This window comes from Pigmentiphaga litoralis (assembly GCF_013408655.1).
Classification (GTDB): domain Bacteria; phylum Pseudomonadota; class Gammaproteobacteria; order Burkholderiales; family Burkholderiaceae_B; genus Pigmentiphaga; species Pigmentiphaga litoralis_A.
On the sequence record NZ_JACCBP010000001.1, the window covers coordinates 3792369 to 3810617 of the forward strand.

The 18249-nt window shown below is 65.2% G+C and carries 18 protein-coding genes; 6 read left to right on the top strand and 12 right to left on the bottom strand.

Features of this window, described 5'->3' with window-relative positions; all coding sequences use genetic code 11:
- Positions 1-9: 9 nt before the first annotated feature.
- Positions 10-861, top strand: coding sequence for a PA4780 family RIO1-like protein kinase (locus HD883_RS17235; RefSeq protein ID WP_179583288.1), 852 nt, complete (start codon positions 10-12; stop codon positions 859-861).
- A gap of 48 nt (positions 862-909) precedes the next feature.
- Here HD883_RS17235 and HD883_RS17240 read toward each other — a convergent pair whose 3' ends face one another.
- Genes HD883_RS17240 through HD883_RS17250 form a run of 3 tightly spaced genes read right to left on the bottom strand, consistent with a single transcriptional unit; the run spans position 910 to position 3870 of the window.
- Positions 910-1812, bottom strand: a complete 903-nt coding sequence (locus HD883_RS17240) for a LysR family transcriptional regulator (RefSeq protein WP_179583286.1) — start codon at positions 1810-1812, stop codon at positions 910-912.
- Between the two features lie 13 nt (positions 1813-1825).
- On the bottom strand, positions 1826-3199 hold the full coding sequence (locus tag HD883_RS17245; protein WP_179583284.1) for an ATP-binding protein: 1374 nt from the start codon (positions 3197-3199) through the stop codon (positions 1826-1828).
- Positions 3196-3870: a response regulator gene (locus HD883_RS17250; protein ID WP_179583282.1), complete on the bottom strand. Its 675-nt coding sequence runs from the start codon at positions 3868-3870 to the stop codon at positions 3196-3198. The genes HD883_RS17245 and HD883_RS17250 overlap by 4 nt, the downstream gene beginning before the upstream one ends.
- A 156-nt stretch (positions 3871-4026) precedes the next feature.
- Here HD883_RS17250 and HD883_RS17255 point away from each other — a divergent pair, with 156 nt between their 5' ends.
- The gene (locus HD883_RS17255) at positions 4027-4707 is read left to right on the top strand and encodes a TenA family transcriptional regulator (RefSeq protein ID WP_179583280.1); all 681 of its coding nucleotides are present in this window, start codon (positions 4027-4029) and stop codon (positions 4705-4707) included.
- Here the strand turns inward: HD883_RS17255 and HD883_RS17260 are convergent.
- On the bottom strand, positions 4679-5332 hold the full coding sequence (locus HD883_RS17260) for a YbhB/YbcL family Raf kinase inhibitor-like protein (protein WP_179583278.1): 654 nt from the start codon (positions 5330-5332) through the stop codon (positions 4679-4681). The genes HD883_RS17255 and HD883_RS17260 overlap by 29 nt on opposite strands.
- 99 nt (positions 5333-5431) lie before the next feature.
- The gene (locus tag HD883_RS17265) at positions 5432-5938 is read right to left on the bottom strand and encodes a GAF domain-containing protein (protein WP_179583276.1); all 507 of its coding nucleotides are present in this window, start codon (positions 5936-5938) and stop codon (positions 5432-5434) included.
- A 211-nt stretch (positions 5939-6149) separates the two neighbouring features.
- Here HD883_RS17265 and HD883_RS17270 point away from each other — a divergent pair, with 211 nt between their 5' ends.
- Entirely contained in the window at positions 6150-7142 is a 993-nt protein-coding gene (locus HD883_RS17270; protein WP_179583274.1) for a tripartite tricarboxylate transporter substrate binding protein, read from the top strand.
- A gap of 63 nt (positions 7143-7205) precedes the next feature.
- Here the strand turns inward: HD883_RS17270 and HD883_RS17275 are convergent, their stop codons facing one another.
- The 3 genes from HD883_RS17275 to HD883_RS17285 form a co-directional block, all read right to left on the bottom strand.
- On the bottom strand, positions 7206-8774 hold the full coding sequence (locus HD883_RS17275) for a gamma-glutamyltransferase family protein (protein WP_179588499.1): 1569 nt from the start codon (positions 8772-8774) through the stop codon (positions 7206-7208).
- A 79-nt stretch (positions 8775-8853) separates the two neighbouring features.
- Positions 8854-9795 carry a LysR family transcriptional regulator gene (locus HD883_RS17280; protein ID WP_257022267.1) on the bottom strand — a complete coding sequence of 314 codons (942 nt, stop codon included), beginning with the start codon at positions 9793-9795 and terminating at the stop codon, positions 8854-8856.
- A 134-nt stretch (positions 9796-9929) separates the two neighbouring features.
- The gene (locus tag HD883_RS17285; protein WP_179583271.1) at positions 9930-10430 is read right to left on the bottom strand and encodes an acyl-CoA thioesterase; all 501 of its coding nucleotides are present in this window, start codon (positions 10428-10430) and stop codon (positions 9930-9932) included.
- Positions 10431-10561: 131 nt separating this feature from the next.
- Here HD883_RS17285 and HD883_RS17290 point away from each other — a divergent pair, with 131 nt between their 5' ends.
- The gene (locus HD883_RS17290; RefSeq protein ID WP_179583269.1) at positions 10562-11716 is read left to right on the top strand and encodes an alpha-hydroxy acid oxidase; all 1155 of its coding nucleotides are present in this window, start codon (positions 10562-10564) and stop codon (positions 11714-11716) included.
- Between the two features lie 24 nt (positions 11717-11740).
- Here the strand turns inward: HD883_RS17290 and HD883_RS17295 are convergent, their stop codons facing one another.
- Positions 11741-12649, bottom strand: coding sequence for a LysR family transcriptional regulator (locus HD883_RS17295; protein ID WP_179583267.1), 909 nt, complete (start codon positions 12647-12649; stop codon positions 11741-11743).
- 138 nt (positions 12650-12787) lie between these two features.
- Between HD883_RS17295 and HD883_RS17300 the strand changes: the two genes are divergently transcribed.
- A complete protein-coding gene (locus HD883_RS17300; protein WP_179583265.1) occupies positions 12788-13846 on the top strand; it encodes an ABC transporter substrate-binding protein in 1059 nt (352 codons plus the stop codon).
- Positions 13843-14865 carry a Rieske 2Fe-2S domain-containing protein gene (locus HD883_RS17305; protein ID WP_179583263.1) on the top strand — a complete coding sequence of 341 codons (1023 nt, stop codon included), beginning with the start codon at positions 13843-13845 and terminating at the stop codon, positions 14863-14865. Before HD883_RS17300 ends, HD883_RS17305 begins: the two co-directional genes overlap by 4 nt.
- Positions 14866-14902: 37 nt before the next feature.
- Here HD883_RS17305 and HD883_RS17310 read toward each other — a convergent pair whose 3' ends face one another.
- From HD883_RS17310 to HD883_RS17320, 3 genes are all read right to left on the bottom strand, one after another.
- Entirely contained in the window at positions 14903-15904 is a 1002-nt protein-coding gene (locus tag HD883_RS17310; RefSeq protein ID WP_179583261.1) for a Bug family tripartite tricarboxylate transporter substrate binding protein, read from the bottom strand.
- Between the two features lie 81 nt (positions 15905-15985).
- Positions 15986-16843, bottom strand: coding sequence for a metal-dependent hydrolase (locus HD883_RS17315; RefSeq protein ID WP_257022268.1), 858 nt, complete (start codon positions 16841-16843; stop codon positions 15986-15988).
- 175 nt (positions 16844-17018) lie between these two features.
- Complete coding sequence (locus HD883_RS17320; RefSeq protein ID WP_179583259.1) at positions 17019-18248, bottom strand: LysR family transcriptional regulator; 1230 nt, start codon at positions 18246-18248, stop codon at positions 17019-17021.
- Between the last annotated feature and the right edge of the window lies 1 nt (position 18249).

Below are 18249 nucleotides of genomic sequence, written 5' to 3' on the forward strand. Positions count from 1 at the left end.
CAGCGGCCGATGAAGACACCCAAAAGAATCCTACCCCTCGTTGAAGAAGGCCTCGTCGATGACGTGCTGCGTCAGTTGATGAGCGGCAAGGAAGCGACCGTCTATGTGGTCCGCTGCGGCGACGACGTGCGCTGCGCCAAGGTCTACAAAGAGGCCAACCAGCGCGCCTTCCATCAGGCCGTGTCGTACACCGAGGGCCGCAAGGTCAAGAACAGCCGTCAGGCGCGCGCCATGGAAAAGGGCACGCGCTACGGCCGCAAGATGCAGGAAGAAACCTGGCAGACGGCCGAGGTCGATGCGCTGTACCGACTGGCCAATGCCGGGGTGCGCGTGCCGCAACCCTATCTGTGCCACGAAGGCGTGCTACTGATGGAACTGGTGACCGACGCCGACGGCAACGCCGCGCCACGCCTGAACGATATCGAACTGACGCCGGACCTGGCCCGCCGTTATCACGCCATGCTGATCGAGCAGGTCGTGCTGATGCTCTGCGCCGGCGTGGTGCATGGCGACCTGTCGGAATACAACATTTTGGTCGATGCCAACGGCCCGGTCATTATCGACTTGCCGCAGGCCATCGATGCCGCCGCCAACAACAATGCCGGCGTAATGCTGGAGCGGGATGTCGAGAACCTGGCCACCTTCTTTGCGCAGACTGCGCCGGAACTGGCGGACACGCAGTACGGCAAGGAAATCTGGAAGGCTTACGAGGCAGGCGAGTTGCGGCCCGGCATGACGCTGACCGGCAAGGTGGAAGTCGATCATCGTCCGGCCGATGTGGGCGCAGTGCTGCGCGATATCGAAGCGGTGCGGCGCGAAGAAGAAGATCGGCTGCGCGCGCTGCAGGAAATGCGGCACTGAGCACGCTCGACATTGAGCGCGTTCCGCCGTGGTGGGGCGCGGCAGGGATCAGCCCCGCCGCTTCCCGTCCACCACCATCTCCCCCAGAAAATCCAGGAAGCACGCGATCCGCAGCGCGATCTGCGTATTGCGGTAATACACCGCGTTGATCGACTGGAAGGAATCCACCGTGTCCTTGGCCAGCACCTGCACCAGGTCGCCCCGCTCACGGTCCGTTTCGGTCAGGTAATCCGCCAGGCTGGCGATGCCCTGTCCCGCCAGCGCCAGCAGCCGCAAGGTCTCGCCATTCGATGCGGCAATGCGCGGTTCGACCACGAAGGGGTGGCCGGACTCGTCAAGCACCGGCCACCGGTTCAGCCCCGGCAGTTGATTGAAGCCCAGCAAGTCATGCCCGTTCAGCGCCGCCACGTTGCGCGGCTTGCCCCGTTGGCGCAGATACTCCGGGCTGGCCAGCAACCGCACGCGGCTCATGAACAGGTGCCGCGCACGCAGCGTCGAATCCTGCAGCGTACCGATGCGGATGGCGACGTCGGTGCGGTGTTCAAGCAGGTCGATGATTTCTTCGCTGCTGTCCAGCTCCAGCGTGATGTCGGGATAGCGTTCGCGAAACTCGCCCACCAGCGGCACAATCACATGGAACATGAAGGCGGGCGCGGCGTTGACCCGCAAGCGGCCCGACGGCTTCTGCTGGCGGATCGCCACCTGCTCTTCGGCCTCTTCCACCGACGCGATGATCTGCCGCGCCTGTGCCAGAAAGGCGGTGCCTTCTTCGGTCAGCTCGATGCGCCGCGTGGTGCGGTTCATCAGGGCCGTGCCCAGCTTCTTTTCGAGCCGGCTCAATGCCCGGCTGATGCCCGAGATGGTCTGGCCAAGCTCGTTGGCCGCCGCCGTGATGGACCCGGTGTCGATCACGGTGCAAAAGGCGAGCAGTTCGTCGAGCGTGGTTTTCATGAAGGGATCGCGCTCACGCCAACGTCGGTGGCCGCGATTCGCGCCGGACCGCTGCGACAAATCCATCGATCTCCACGCCCCGCATCCGGTTCGCAAACGTGACCTCCAGCCCCTGGATGCGCGCCACGCGCCGTGCAATCGACAGGCCGAGCCCGCTGCCCTGCTCTTGCTGTCCGGGCATCCGGAAGAACCGGTCCCCCAGCCGTTCCAGCTGGTCGGGCGACACACCCGGCCCGCAATCTTCGATCTCGATGCTGTCTGGAAGGAACCGCAGGGTGACCAGGCCGCCATCGGCGCTGTACCGCGCCGCGTTGTCCACCAGGTTCCGAAGCAGCAGCACCAGCAGATGTTCGTCCCCGGTCACAGGAAGCGCCACCGCCCCTGCCGGCGGCCAGATCACTTCGATGTCCACATTCTTGCGCTGGGCCAGGGCAAGGCAGTCCGAGATGGCCTGCTCCGCCACGCGTGGCCACGACACGTCACCGGTAAAGCCTGCCTGCGTCACATTTTCCAGTCGCGCCATGGCCAGCAGTTGCGACACCAGGCGATTCAGACGTTCGATGCCAAGCTCGAGTTTGGCACCCGCGTGCAGGCGTTCGGCCGGATCGGTCGCCCGCTGGACGACTTCCCATTGCGACCGCAACGCGGCCAGCGGCGTGCGCAGTTCATGCGCGGCATCGGCGGTCAGGCGCCGCTCGTGCTCGATCGACGCGGACGCCCGCGCCATCAGCCGGTTGGTCGCCTGGACCAGCGGCGCGATTTCTCCGGGCACCGCCTTGACATCAAGCGGCGTAGGATCGTCCACGCTGCGATGTTCGATGTCGCGTGACAGCTCCCGCACGGGCCGCAAGGCGCGCCGCACGCTCCACCCCATCAGAAGCATCAGGATCGGCAGCCCCACCAGCCAGGGAACGATCTGCCCAAGCATGTTGGACATGATCAGTTCATCGCGCTCGCCCAAGCGCTGGCCGACCGCCACCCGCCAGCCCCCGCGTTCGTCCTCAAGGTAATACACGCGCCAGGCGGTGCCCGCGATGTCCACATCGGCAAATCCATGCGTGCCGTCCCGCTTCGGCAAGGTTTCCGTGTCGCGTTCGATGCGCAGGTTGCGCCCATCCGGGGCCCACGCAGACACGGCAACGTCGCCGAGTACCGCGTCGCCCTGGCTGCCGCGCGGTACCGCTTGCGGAATGCGCCGGGCATCCAGCGCGTCAACCTGGAACAGGGGCAGCAGCGCATAAGTCTGCTGCGCCATCCTGACCATGTCCGTGTCGTAGAGCTCGTTGATTTCCAGTTCGGCGCGCCAGTAAGTCACCGCGATCGTCAGCAGCCAGGCCACGGGCGCGGCCAGCAGTATCGAGATGAAAAGGCGCCGCTGCAGGGTCATGGCTGTTCCCCGTCAACAGTGCCTAGCGCGTAGCCCGACCCGCGCAAGGTACGCACGATCTTCGGGTGCAGTTTGCGGCGCAGGTGATGGATATGGACTTCGAGCGTATTGCTCTCAAGGACGTCGTTCCAGTCGTACAACTTTTCGCGGATGAAATCGCGCGTCAACACGCGGTTGGGGTGCGTCAGGAACAGCTCGAGCAATGCGGCCTCGCGGGTGGTCAGCTCGACAGGAAGCCCGCGCCAGAAGGCCTGGTGAGACGACGGTTCGTAGCGCAGTTCGCCATGCATCCAGACCGGCTCCGGCATGCCCGCGCTGCGCCGCGTCACCGCGCGCAAACGCGCCGCCAGTTCGTCGAGCGTGACCGGCTTGACCAGGTAGTCGTCGGCGCCAGCGTCCAGACCACCAATCCGGTTTTCCACCGCGTCGCGCGCCGTCAGCACCACGACAGGTATCCGTTTGCCCGCGGCGCGCCAGCGTGTCAGCCAGACCATGCCGTCATCGCCGGGCAGACCCAGATCCAGCACGACGGCGTCATAGGCCACGGCAGCCAGTGCGTGATCCGCCTCCTTGCCGTTACGGAACCAGTCCACGGCATAGCCGAGCAACCTCAGTCCGCGTGACAGGCCGTCACCAAGCAGGGAGTCGTCTTCAACAATCAGTATTCGCATGCGCGCGCCACGGGAGCCTTTGGGACCGGCCAAGCGTACCACTGCGAATGGATGACCTTGCGCGGCCTTTGCTTAATGTCTGGTTAAGGTTGGGCCTCTACCCTGCGACCCTGACAAAGGAAGTTCCGCACCGCGACCCCAAGGACGTTTGCACCAATGGCTTTTTTCAATACCCTGATCGCCCAGACCGGCGACAGCCGCCAGAATCTGATCGACACACCCTTCGTCCAGGCCTGCCTGAGAGGCGAAGTATGGCCCGAAAGCTACCGGGCTTTTCTGCAGGAAACCTACCATCACGCGCGTCACACGGTGCCTATCCTGCGTGCCTGCCGTGACGCCTTGAAGGATCGTCCCGTCTGGTTGGTCGCGGCCTTGGACGAATACATCGACGACGAACAGGGTCACGGCGAGCGCATCCTGAATGACATCACCGCATCAGGCGGCGACGCCCAATCGGTGCGGCATGGCACGCCCGGCGCGGCGACCGAGCTCCTGGTCGCCTGTGCCTACGACATGATCGACCGTCACCAAGCGATCGGCGTGTTCGGCATGCTGCATGTGCTGGAAGGCACGACCGTCGCGCTGGCGTTGGCAGCAACCGACCGGATCCAGCAAGGGCTGCGGTGGCCCGATCAGGCATTCACCTACCTTCGCTCGCATGGCACCTTCGATCGGGAACGGATCGCGCAATTTGCGATGGTGATGGATGAAATCGACAAGGAAACCGATAGACGGACGATCATCGACAGCGCGCGGATGTTCTATCGGCTTTACGGCGACATGCTGCGCAGCCTGCCCCAGGTGTCGCTCAGATCAGCGCACTGCGATCCGGCGTAATCGGCACGGCGGTGTCTTCGGTCGCCCCGATCTTGATGCTGCCGTCCGGCCGTTCATAGGTGCCGATCAGGCAGCCGCTGGCCACCGCGCGTTCGCGCAGCGCATCCAGCACTTCATCGCGGCCGGGGGTCGACGAAAACGGCTCGCCCGCGGCCAGCGCGAACACCTGGAACGCGTACCGGTGCGGGCCGTGGCCCGGGGGCGGATCGGGGGGCAGCCACTTGGCGGTCAGATAGGAATTGCGGCCGGTGTGCAGGCCATCGTCGCCTTCGTGGTCGGGGCTTTCGAGTGCGCCGGCTTCCAGGGCGCCATCGCTGCCCACCGGCAGGTCCACCACAATCGCGTGGACCAGGGGCTTGGGGGTGGGCGCATCGGCATCTTCGACGATCAGCACCACCGCGGCTGCATTGGACGGTACGCCGGTCCACTGCACGGGGGGCGAGATGCCGACGCCGTCGGCCGTGTATTGCTCGGGAATGGGAGCGTGATCGACAAAGGCCAGGCTGTGCACGGTCAAGGACGCGCTGCCGGCACCGGTGCCGATCTGGTTGAAGGCAATCTTGTCGAGCCCGGCCCGCTGGTTCTGCAGCGCGTGGCCGATGCTGTCGGGCAGTTTTTCCAACATGATGGTTCTCCCTTGCGTGGCTCGCCCCGGGCGCGCGTATGGCGTCCAGGGGCAAGCGTCATCGTAGGAGCTTGCGGCGTAACACGGCTTGATAAGTTGCTACGAGACCCGACGCCGCGCCGCCACGACCAGCAGGTTCTGGAGCATGTCCCGCAGATTGACGGCGACGAAGTAGGCGTTGTCGTCGAGCGATCGCGGAAACATGTCTGCCGCGCACAGCGCGCCGAGCGGGTACTGGTCGGCATCCCGCACGCACAGGCCCATGTAGAACTGGATGTACGGGTTCCCGGCGACCAGGGGATGATCGGCATAGTCCGGGTCCATCCTGGCATTTGGAATGATCAGCGGAATGTCTGACTGGATGGCGAATTGGCAGAACGTTTCGTCCCGTCGGGATTCGATCAGGTCTCCGCCCATCGCGCTGGTGAACCACTGCGTTTCCTGGCCGAGCAAGGAAAAGCCGGCAATTGGCGTCCGTGTCATTTTCTGAAGGATGTTGGCCGCCGACACGAAGCTTTTGTGCACGGACGCGTCCATGGTCTTGAACCGTTCCACTGCGGCGATGCGCAGGCGTTCTTCGGCCGGTTCCTGGAACCTGATGTTCATGCTGACTCTCTGAAAGGGGGGAACGCGCCATGAAAGGGGGACGCGCCAGCTGCGGGCGACAGGCCTATTTGTATCAGTTTACGCCTGCACCATTCATAAATGGTTACGTGGCGTTTTGCCACGACAGGTTGATTCAAGGTTCAAGATTGAATAGTTGAAGGCCGGCTCTTAGGATGCGACTACATAACGACAAAAGCAGACTGGAGACACCATGTCCAACCTTCGTCCCGCCTCGCTGGCCCTGGCCAGCGTCGCGCTGGCAGGCGCGCTCGCGCTCGCCCCTCTGATCGCTCAGGCCCAGGCCCAGGCGTTCCCCGACAAGCCCATTCACATCATCGTGCCGTTGCCGCCGGGCGGATCGAACGACGTGCTGGCGCGCATCGTGGGCCAGGAAATGTCCAAGACCTTCGGGCAGCCGGTCATCGTCGAAAACAAGCCGGGTGCGGCCGGCAATATCGCGACCGACTACATCGCCAAGTCGGCGCCGGACGGCTACACGATTGCGATTGCGCCGAACCAGACGGTGGCCGTCAATCCCGTGCTGTATCCGAAGCTGCCGTTCGATGCGTCACGCGATCTGACGGGCGTGACGATGATGGGCCGGGTGCCGCTGGTGCTGGTGGTGCCGCCGCAGGTCAAGGCCAATTCGGTGGCCGACGTGATCGCGATGGCGAAGGCGTCGCCCGACAAGTTGACGTTTGCAACGGCCGGGTCAGGCAGTCCGCAACATATGTCGGCGGAAATCTTCAAGTCGATGACAGGCGTGCGGATGACGCAGGTGCCCTATCGCGGCTCGGTGCCGGCGCTGGTCGATGTGCTGGCGGGCACGGTCGACATGATGTTCTGCCCGATCAATTCCGCCCTGCCCTATATTCGCAGCGGCAAGTTGCGCGCGCTGGGCATCACGGGCGAAAAGCGGCTGCCGCTGCTGCCGGACGTGCCGACGATTGCGGAAACGCTGCCGGGTTACGAAAGCGATATCTGGATCGGGATGATTGCGCCGGCCAAGACCCCGGCGCCGGTGATCGCCAAGCTCAATACCGAATTGCGCCGCGCGCTGGCCTTGCCTGAAGTGAAGGACAAGCTGGCCGAACAGGGCATCTTTACCGAGACGAGCACGCCGGAAGCCTTTACGGCAACGATGGCCGCCGACCAGAAACGGTGGGCGGAAGTGATCAAGAACGCGAACATCCGGCCCGAGTGAATATGCCAAGGGCCGGTCGGTTCAATCGCTTGAACCGACCGGCCCCTGCCAAAGCGGAGCGGCTTACCAGCCCACGCACGCCCCGTCGCTGCGCGGATCCGATCCGCCTTCGAACAAACCGCCCGGGTGCATCACTACCGCGCCGGCATGACCCATGGTTTCGTCGTACGGCAGCAGCACATCCACTTCATGACCCAGCGCGCGCAGCGCGTCGACCGTGGCTTGCGGGAAGCGCGCTTCGAGCTTGAGCGTGTCGCTGACCTGGCCCCAGGTGCGGCCCAGCAGCCAGCGGGGCGCGTCGATCGCGGCCTGCGGATTCATGCCGAAGTTGGCGATGCGGCTGAACACCGCGCTTTGCGATTGCGGCTGCCCGTCGCCACCCATGTTGCCGTAGACCATGATGCGGCCGTCGTCGAAATGCGCCATGGCCGGATTGAGCGTATGGAACGGTTTGCGGCCGCCCATCAGCGGGTTGCGCGCGGCCGGGTCCAGCGAAAAGCTGCAGCCGCGGTTCTGCCAGTTGACGCCCGACTGGTCGAGCACGATACCGCTGCCGAACTCGTGATAGATGCTCTGGATGAAGCTGACGGCCACGCCGTCCTTGTCGATCACGCCCATCCACACCGTATCGGCCGGGCCCTTGCCCTGGCCCCACGGCAGCGCGCGGTCGGCCGACAGGGCCTGCGCCATCGCGTCGAGCGCGGCCGGATCGAGCAGGCCTTGCGGGTCGATCCGCATGTGGGCCGGGTCGGTGATTTCGCGATCGCGGATCCTGAAGGCCTGCTTGGTGGCCTCGACGCAGGCATGCACGTACGATGCGCCCAGCGGGTCCATGTCGGCGTTGAACAGGCGGTCCAGCTGGCCCAGGATCATGAGCGACACCACGCCCTGCGTTGGCGGCGGCATGTTGTAGATCTTGCCCAGCGAATGCTGCAAGGCCAGCGGCGTCTTCCAGACGGCTTCGTGACGGTTCAGGTCGGCCAGGGACACGGGCGAGCCCACGGCGGCCAGATCGCTCGCCATGCTTTGCGCCAGTTCGCCGCGGTAGAAATCGTCGAGGCCATGGCGGGCCAGGTGATCCAGCGTCGCAGCCAGCCGGGCTTGCATGAAACGGGTGCCGGCCTGCGGCGCCGCGCCGTCGTGCAGGAAGGTCTGCGCAAAGCCGGGCACGGCCATCAGTTCGTCGCGCTTGCCGGCGGTGCACAGGGCCTGGCTGCGGGTGACAGGAATGCCGTCACGGCCATAGTCGATGGCGTCACCGAGCAGACGCGTCAGGGGCAGGCGGCCACCCAGGGCTTGCTGCGAATACTGGTAGGCGGCGTCCCAGCCCGAAATGGTGCCGGCGACCGTGTTGGCGGCCAGGCGGCCGCGAAAGGGAATCGCCGAGATGCCCTGGGCGCGGTAGGTGTCGATGCTAGCCGATGCCGCCGATGCGCCGCAGGCTTCGAGGCCGCGAGGCGCTTCGCCCGGCCGCGAGATCAGCCAGAACCCATCCCCCCCGATGCTGTTCATGTGCGGGTACACCACGGCAATGGTGGCGGCCGCGGCGATCATGGCTTCGACCGCGTTGCCGCCCTCACGCAAGACGGCCATCGCGCTTTGCGACGCCAGGGCGTTGGGGGCAACGGCCATGCCACGCGTGCCGCGGGCGGGGTTCGGGGTGAAGTTCACTGAGGTTCCTTTTTACTAGCGCGCAAACCTCAACTTTACGTCAGATCATTGGCGGCGATTCCGCCCGGCGCAGCAGTTCCCAGAAGGTCAGCACGGCCGGGTTCTTCATCGACCGCTTCTTGGCAACGAAGGCGACCGGCGGCGACAGCTGCGGCAGCTTGATCGGCAGCACCCGCACCTGGCCCGCCCATTCATAGCTCACACCGTGATCGCGCGTGGCGACCGTGAGCAGCTTGGACCCGGTCAACAGCGGCAGCGTGAACACGAAGGACGACGTTTCGATCAACGCTTCCGGCGGCGGCAGGCCCTCGGACACGAATGCCGTGGTCAGCACATGGCGCAGGTGGGAACCGGGCTTGGGCAGCACCCACGATTCCTTCACCAGGTCTTCCAGGATGACGGCGTCGCAGCGCGCAAACGGGTGATCGGGGGACGCGACCACGCAGATTTCTTCGTCGTACAGGGGGCTGTAGAAAAAGGCCGGACTCTGGAACGACTCGATCCAGTCTTCGGGCATGCGGCCCAGAATGCAGTCCAGTTCATCCTGCTGCAGGCACGAGGCCAGCTCGGACGACGTGGCGTCGCACAGTTCCAGACGGCACGGCATTTCGGCCAGCAGTTGCGGCACGACCTTTTGCAGGACGCCGAAAAAGGTGTGCTGGACGGCGCCGATGCGAAGCACGGGCGTGGCTTCGGGCTGCACCAGTTCCTGCGTCAGCATCGCCAGTTCGCTCGACACGCCACGCAGGCGGCCGATGGCGATTTCGCCCGCTTTCGTCAGCGTCATGCCCTGGGGCGTGCGGTCGAACAAGGACACATCGAAGGCGGCTTCGACTTCGCGCAGCATGGCGCTGGCGGTCGACTCCGTCATGTTCATCGCTTTCGCGGCCTGATACAGCGCCCCGAAATCCACCAGTGACTCCACCAGTTGAAGATGACGAATACGCAGGTTCGATAACCCGGACTCCCCGACGTGCCTCATCACCGCGCCTTTTTTATTGATTTCTTGATGTCTGACTTTCGTATGCTGGCGACGATAGCAAACACTTCGCGGCAGCGCTATAGCAGCCGCACGTCTTGCTGTCAATACAACGTTGGCGGGGGATGGCGGGCCGGTCAGTCTTCGACCGCGCCGGTGGTGCGCACCTTGATGACCTTGTGGCGGCGCTCCATTTCCTGGCGCAGTTCGCGGCGCAGGCCGGCGGCTTCGAACCGCTGCTTTTCTTCTTCGGTCTGCGGCTCCAGCGGCGGAACGATCGCCGGTACGCCCTCGTCGTCCACGGCCACCATGGTGAAGTAGCAGCTGTTGGTGTGGCGCACCGTTTTCTCGCGGATGTTTTCCGTCACCACCTTGATGCCGATCTCCATCGACGTGCGCCCGGTGTAGTTGACCGACGCATAGAAGGTGACCAGTTCGCCAACGTGAATCGCCTGCCGGAACACGACCTGATCGACCGACAACGTCACCACATAGCGGGCCGCGTAGCGGCTGGCACAGGCATAGGCCACCTGGTCCAGGTACTTCAGAATCGTGCCGCCGTGGACGTTGCCCGAGAAGTTCGCCATGTCGGGCGTCATCAGGATGGACATCGAAAGCTGGTGCTGGAGATCGTTCATGGCGAGCCACGCAAATGTGAGGGACGTGGCGCGATTGTAATGACGCGATTCGCGTGCCGATGCCGGACTGTTGCAAAATAGCGGATGGAGGCGCCTGGCCTCCTTGCAACACGCATCACTCTGGAATCGTCATGCCCGCCATTACTTGTATCGAAGACCTGCGCCTGCTGGCCAAGAAGCGCGTCCCCCGCGCGTTTTACGACTATGCCGACAGCGGCTCGTATACCGAGGGCACCTATCGCGCCAACACCGAAGATTTGAGCGCGCTCAAGCTTCGGCAGCGGGTGGCCATCAACGTCGACGAACGTTCGGTCGCCACCACCCTGCTCGGCCAGCCCGTGACCATGCCCGTCGCCATCGCGCCGACCGGCCTGACCGGCATGCAATGGGCCGATGGCGAAATCCTGGGCGCGCGCGCCGCTGAAGCGTTCGGCATTCCGTTCACGCTGTCGACCATGAGCATCTGTTCGATCGAAGACGTGGCGGCCGCGACCACCAAGCCGTTCTGGTTCCAGCTGTACGTGATGCGTGACCGCGAATTCGTGGCGTCGCTGATCCAGCGCGCCAAGGCCGCCAAGTGTTCCGCGCTGGTGCTGACGCTGGACCTGCAGATCCTGGGCCAGCGCCACAAGGACATCAAGAACGGCATGACCGTGCCGCTCAGGATCACCCTGGCCAACATCCTGGATGTGATGAGCAAGCCGGGCTGGGCGCTGCGCATGGCCGGCGCCAAACGCAAGACCTTTGGCAACCTGGACGGCTTCGTGAAAGACACCACCGGCATCAACAGCCTGGGCCAGTGGACCGCCAGCCAGTTCGACCCGACCCTGTCCTGGGACGACGTGGCCTGGATCAAGTCGCAGTGGGGCGGCAAGCTGATCCTGAAAGGCATCCTGGATGTCGAAGACGCGCGCATCGCGGCCTCATGCGGCGCCGACGCCATCGTCGTCAGCAACCATGGCGGCCGCCAGCTCGACGGCGCGCTTTCCAGCATTTCGGCTTTACCTGCGATCGTGGATGCGGTGGGCAACGATATCGAAGTCATGTTCGACGGCGGCGTGCGCAGCGGCCAGGACGTGCTCAAGGCCTGCGCCGTGGGCGCGCGTGGCGTAATGATCGGCCGCGCCTTCCTGTATGCGCTGGGCGCGATGGGGCAGGAAGGGGTCACCACCATGCTGAACGTGATGCGCAAGGAACTGGACGTCAGCATGGCGCTGACCGGGACCAAGAACATCCAGGACGTCGGCCGGCACCTGCTGGTGGATCCGCGAAAGCTGGGGGCCTGAACGACCCGGTTCCCAGACCGGCATCTACCGGACGTTGCTGCCCAGCAGCAGGTCCCGGAAGGCGGCCGCGCCAGGTGACAGCGTCCGCCCCGGCGGCCGCAACACGACCAAGGTGCGAGCGATGGCCGGACGCCCGATGGGCTTCATCACGAGGCCCAGCCAGTCGACCAGCGGCTTGACCGCCAACGTCAGCACCGACACGCCCAGCCCTTCGCGCGCCAGGCCCACCATGGTCCATGGCAACGACACCTCGTACCGGTAATCAAGCTGCAGGCCTTCGCGCGCCAGCCGCTGATCCAGGTGACGCCGCACCGGATTGCCGGGCAGGGGTCCGATGATCGGCTCCTTGCACACCTGACTCCACTCCACGGATTTGCGCACAGCCAGCGGATGATCATTGCGCATGGCAACGATGTACTGGTCGGAGTAGAACGGAGTCGCCATCAATTCGGTGCGCTCGTCGGTCTGGGTTGCGATGCCCAGGTCGGCGGCGCCGGTGCGCACCTGCTCGCGCACATGTTCTTCGGCAATGTCATGCACCGTCACGCGCACGCCGGGATGCTGCTGCGTGAAGTGGCGTACGAGCGGTGGCAGCAGCAAGGTGCATTGCGCGCTGGGCGCGGCGATGGTGACGCGTCCGCGCTGCAGGGTGGCGGCGCTGCGGGCCCCCTCCACCAGGGTATCCATATCGTGCAACAGACGCCGCGCCGCGGGCAGCATGTCGGTGCCGGTATCGGTCAGCCGGCAGCCCCGCGTGTGGCGATCGAACACGCGCGTGCCAATCGCCGCTTCCAGCTTGCCGATTGCAGCGCTGAGCGACGACTGCGACAGGCCCAGCCGTTCGGCCGCCTTGGTGAAGTGGCCTGCATCAGCCACGGCCACGAAGGCACGAAGTTCCGAGAGCGTGGGCGAGGAAGGTAACGGATGCGTCATTGCGGTCCCGGGACATGGCGAGCGCCATCGATAAAAACGATCGATTAATCGGATTATGCGCCTTCACCGATTGTCATCGCACCGGTAGCCTTGGTCAAACGCTTCCCCGGCGTCCGCCGTCATCAACAGGAACGACGCATGACCTCCTCTTTGTTTTCCGCTATCTGGCGCCGCCGCCTGGCCGTTCGTGTGACTGCCGCCCTGCTCTGTGCGGCGGGCGTGGGCGCCCTGCCCCAGGTGGTGCACGCCCAGACCACACGCGTGCGATTCACGCTCGATTGGCGGGTCGACGGGCCGGGCGCCATCGCCCTGCTGACTGAAGGCAAGGGCTACTTCAAACAGGAAAATCTGGACGTGTCGATCGATGCCGGCGCCGGGTCGGGCGCGGCCGTGCAGCGTATTGCTTCGGGCACGCACGACATCGGATTTGCCGACATCAGTTCGGTGGTCGAGTACCTGGCATCCAACCCCGCCGGCGAAAAACTGCAGGCCGTGTATGTGCTGCTGGAGCGGGCGCCATCCACCATCTTCGTCATGAAGAAGTCCGGCATCGACACCCCGGCCGCCCTGGCCGGCCGCAAGTTGGCGGCACCCGTGTTCGACGCAGGCCGCAAGGCATGGCCCTTGTTTGCCAAGGCCAATCGCATTGATCCGGCGAGCGTGACGTGGCTCAACGTGGACCCGGCAATACGCGAAACGCTGATGGCGCGGGGGGAAGTGGATGGCATCACCGGTTTCTTCTACACGAGCCTGCTCAACCTTGAAGCCCGCGGCATCAAGGCGTCCGATATCACCTACTTTCGGTACGCCGACTATGGCGTGAACCTGTACGGCAACGTGGTGGTCGCCTCCCAACGCATGATCAAGGAGAACCCGCAAGCCGTGGCCGCCTTCGTGCGCGCACTGAATCGCGGGATCAAGGACACCGTCAAGGATCCCAAGGAAGGCATCCGCTACGTCCAGAAGCGCGAAGGCATCATCGATCCTGCCGTCGAAGAACGCCGGCTGCGCTTCTTCCTGGACAACTTCCTGGCGACCCCCGCCGTTCGATCGGCGGGACTGGGCGGCGTGGACAAGGCGCGGCTGCGAACCAACATCGTGCAGATCGTCGATGCCTATGGGCTGAAGCGCTATGTGAGCGCGGAAGACGTGTTCAACGAGGCCTTCCTGCCTGCCGAGGCGGAGCGCAAGCTGTGACAGCGCCGACCGCCTTCATCCGCGATGCCTGGTACGCCGTGGCAGCATCGGCCGAGGTCGGGGATGCCTTGTTGGCGCGCGAGGTGCTTGGCCGGCGCGTGGTCATCTATCGGACCGCGGCAGGACACCCCGTAGTGCTGCGCGATCGGTGCGCACACCGGTTTGCGCCGCTGTCGATGGGCGAGCGGGTCGGCGACACGGTCGAGTGCCCGTATCACGGTGTGCGTTATGCGCCCGATGGCGCCTGCGTTCGGGTACCCGGCCAATCGCGGATTCCGCCCGTGGCACGCGTCACGAGCTACACGACGCTTGAGCGGTATGGATTGGTGTTTGCGTGGATGGATGAATCGGTGCCGGCCGATCCGTCAAGGCTGGTGTCGATTCCTCAGTACGACGCACCGGGCTGGACGGCGTCACGCGGCTACCTGCGTTTTGCGGCGCGATGGACCAATATCCTGGACAACCTGGTGGACCCGGCGCATACGGGCTTCGTCCATCGGCGCACGATCGGGGGCAAGGGATCGGACGACGTACCGATCACGGCGACCGAAGAACACGGCGACGTCGTCTGCCGCCGCTGGGTGAACGGCGAGCCGCCCGTTCCGATGATGCAGCGCTTTCTGGGACACGACCGGCCCATGGACCGGTGGCAGGTGTACCGGCTGGCGTTGCCCTGCGTGTCGTCAGTGGACTTTGGCGCCGTGGAAGCCGGACAGCCGCACGATGAAGCGGCGATGGATGCGGCGCCGTATCGCACCATCTCCTACGCGTTCCTGACGCCCGAGACGGCGCATTCCACGCATTACTTTTCGTTCCAGCTGCGCAACATCGCGGTGGACGATGCGGATGTGACGCGGGAGTTCGAGGCCTTGTACCAGGCGACCTTTGATGAAGACCGGGTACTGCTCGAAGCCATCGAACGAGAGGAGATTGCCGACCCCGACGCAGCGTCGATCCTGTTGGCCAGCGACGCGGGTGTTGCCCGGCTGCGGCGCCTGCTGGCCTTGCGTGGCGGGTAGAAACTCGCCGGTCTGCTGGTCTGCAGGCACGTCAACGTTACTCGACCTTCACCCCTCCCTTTTCGATCACCGTGCGCCATCGCGCGATCTCGGTCACGATCAGCTTGGAAAACACTTCGGGCGTGTTGGGGGTGGCCTCCGCGCCTTCGCTGGCCAGACGCGTTTCGATATCGGGCGACGACAGCGACTGGTTGATCTGTTTGTTGAGCTTTTCAACGATCGCCCGCGGTGTGTTGGCCGGTGCGACCACGCCGTACCACTGGTCGGCTTCAAAGCCGGCATAACCGCTTTCGGCCACGGTCGGCACGTCGGGCAACAGCTTGACGCGGTGGGGGGACGACACGGCGATCGCGCGCAACTGGCCTGCCTTGATCTGCGCGATCACTGCCGGCACGCCCGTGAACATCATCTTGATGTGGCCCGCGAGCAGGTCATTCACGGCCGGGCCGGTGCCTTTGTAAGGCACATGCTGGATCTGCGTGCCGCTTTGCAGCTTCAGGTATTCGGTGGCGATATGCGCCGCGCTGCCGTTGCCGCCCGACCCGTAATTGAGCTGGTTGGGGTTGGCCTTGGCATAGTCGACCAGTTCCTTCAGGGTCTTGGCAGGCACCGACGCGTGCACGACCAACACGTTCGGCACGCGCGCGACCCATGCGACCGCCGCAAAGGATTTGATCGGGTCATACGGCAGCTTGGAATAGAGCGACGGCGTGACGGCCAGGGTGCCGATGTGCCCCATCAGCAGGGTGTAGCCATCGGCCGGCGCCTTGGCGACCTTGTCCGCGCCGATACTGCCGCCCGCGCCCGGAATGTTTTCCACGACCACGGACTTGCCCCAGGCCAGGCTCAGTTGCTGGGCGATGGTGCGGCCCAGGATGTCGGTCGATCCGCCGGGGGTGAAGGGCACGATCATGCGCAGGGGCTTGTCGGGATAGCTGGCGGCGTCTTGCGCGAAGGCGGCGCCTGTCAGTAGCGCCAGGGACGTGGCGGCGAGTGTTTGCAGTACGTGGCGGCGGCGTGCGCGCAGAAGGAAAGTCATGGGTGTCTCGGATGTTGTTGTTGAAATCAATGATCGTGCGCGTGGGGCAAGGGGCCCGCGCCCCTATGCCCCGCGGCCGCGTCAGAATGTCAGCGGCTGGCCGGGCTTGGCGACGATGACACGAATGTCGCTCTGCCCCATGGCTTCCTGGAATTGCGCGGCGGTGCCGAGTGCCAGCGGGTTCGTACCGTAGTGGATCGGGATCACCACCTTGGGCCGGATCATGTCCTTGACGGCCCAGGCGGCGTCGACCGGGTCCATGGTGAAGTTGCCGCCGATCGGCACCAGCGCCAGGTCGGGCTTGTAGCGTTCGTTGATCAGGCGCATGTCGCCGAAGGCTGCCGTGTCCCCCGCGTGGTAGATCCGGAAGCCGTTTTCAAGCTCGATGATCCAGCCGACAGGTTCACCGCCCGCATGCGTCTCGTCCTTGCCCGATCCCGGGTTGCGCCACACATAGACCGACGAATGTTCGGCATGCACCGCAGTGACCTTGATGCCGGGCGCCGGCTGGACCGTGCCGCCCTTGTTCATGCGCGGCAGCATCGCTGGTGGCAGCACGCCCAAGGTCGTCAGCGCCTGGCTCAGGTCTCCCGGCGCGCGCAGCGGCACGTTGTAGCGCTGGGACAGCGCGGGCGCATCGGCAATGTGGTCGAAATGGCCATGGCTGACCAGCAGCACGTCGATCTTGCCAAAGCCATCCAGCTCCTTGTACGGCGACGGCGCGCTGGGGTTCGTGCGCAGCCAGGGATCAGTCACGATGACTTTGCCGCCCGGCGTCGTGATCTTGAAGCCGGCCTGGCCAAGCCACACGACTTCGACCGGGCCGGACGGGGTTGGCGTGGTCGGGATGGTCGGAACCGCCGTCTGCATCGGGGCCGCACAGCCTGCCATCAGTCCGGCAGCCGTGATGGCGACCGTTGCGTTTATCCAATGCTTCATGCCTGTCCCCTATTGGTGTCGTGTCCGTGCGTTGGCAGCGATCCCGCTCGTGGGGGTCGCGTGCCGAGCGACCGCTAACGGTCCGACGCACGTTGCTCTTGGGAACTCAGTATACGGAGCATAGGTCGTGCCAACGCGGCTTCAGCCTTGCATGCTGGGGAGCAAGCGTTGCGTTCTACTTATTGCCGGTCGCTTCGACTGTCGCCTGGCGCAGGCAGGCCAGCACGTGCGCGCAGGCCGACGACGCCAGCGCGTCCCGCCGCTGGGCGATGCCAATGGCACGCTCGGTTCCGACAAAAGGACCGCAGGCATGCACCAGCAGGCCGCCGTCCACCTCGGCCCGCACCTGCAGGGGCGACACCAACGCAATGTGATCCCCCGACAGCAACACCGACCGGACCACGGCCGTGCTGTGCGCCTGCAAGGACACTTCGGGCGGTGCAATGCCCGCGTCGGCAAACAGCCGCTCGAACGCCCGCTGCGCAGGCGTGCCCGGCAAGGCGCCGATCCAGGGGTAGGCCACCATCTGCTTGAGTTGGGCCGCAACGCCTTTACGCCGGGGCCGGTTCAACAGTGGATGCCCCGCCCGCACCACCGCCACGAACCGGTCGACAAACAGGACTTCTTCCACGAGGTCCGGCGCGGCCGACACGCCTCGTAGCGGCCCGACCACGAAGTCGATATCCGCCGCCCGCAACATGTCGATCAGCGCGTCATAGGTCCCGTCCTTGACAGCCAGGCGCAGGTCCGGCTGCGCCGCAAGGGCGAGTGCCGCCGCCCGCGGCACCAGCACATCGCCCGCAATCGGCAACGATCCGATCGATACCTGCCGGCCTGTCAGGCCGCGCCACCGCGCCAGTTCTTCATGCCCGATCCGGATCTCGGCCAGCGCCTGCTGCGTGTGCTGCAGCAGCCAGCGCCCCGACTCGTTCAGCCGCGTACCGATCCGGGTGCGTTCGAACAGCTGCACCTTGGCCAGATGTTCCAGCCGGCCTAACGCTTGGTGCAATGCCGATTGCGACATGCCCAGGGCTACTGCGGCCGCGCTTTCGGTCAGGTGGGCCGACCGCGCCGCCAAGGCCTGCAACGAGGTGTCGCTGACCAGCCGCGGCAACGCCGCCACCGACGCTGGAGCCCCCCGCAGCTGCAACCCGTCCGCCGCCGCCCGCAACAACTGCATGGCGCGCGTGACCCGCATCGCCAGCACCTCGCCCGCCGCGGTGGGCAACACGCCGCGCGCACCGCGGTCGAACAGGCGGATGTCCAGCGTCGCCTCTGCGCTTTGCACCGCGCGCGAGACTGATGACGACGATTGATGCAAGGCACGCGCAGCGCGCGTCACGCTGCCGGTCTCGGCAACAGCAGCAAGGGTGCGCAGGACGCGCAGCGGGACGGTGTCGGTCATG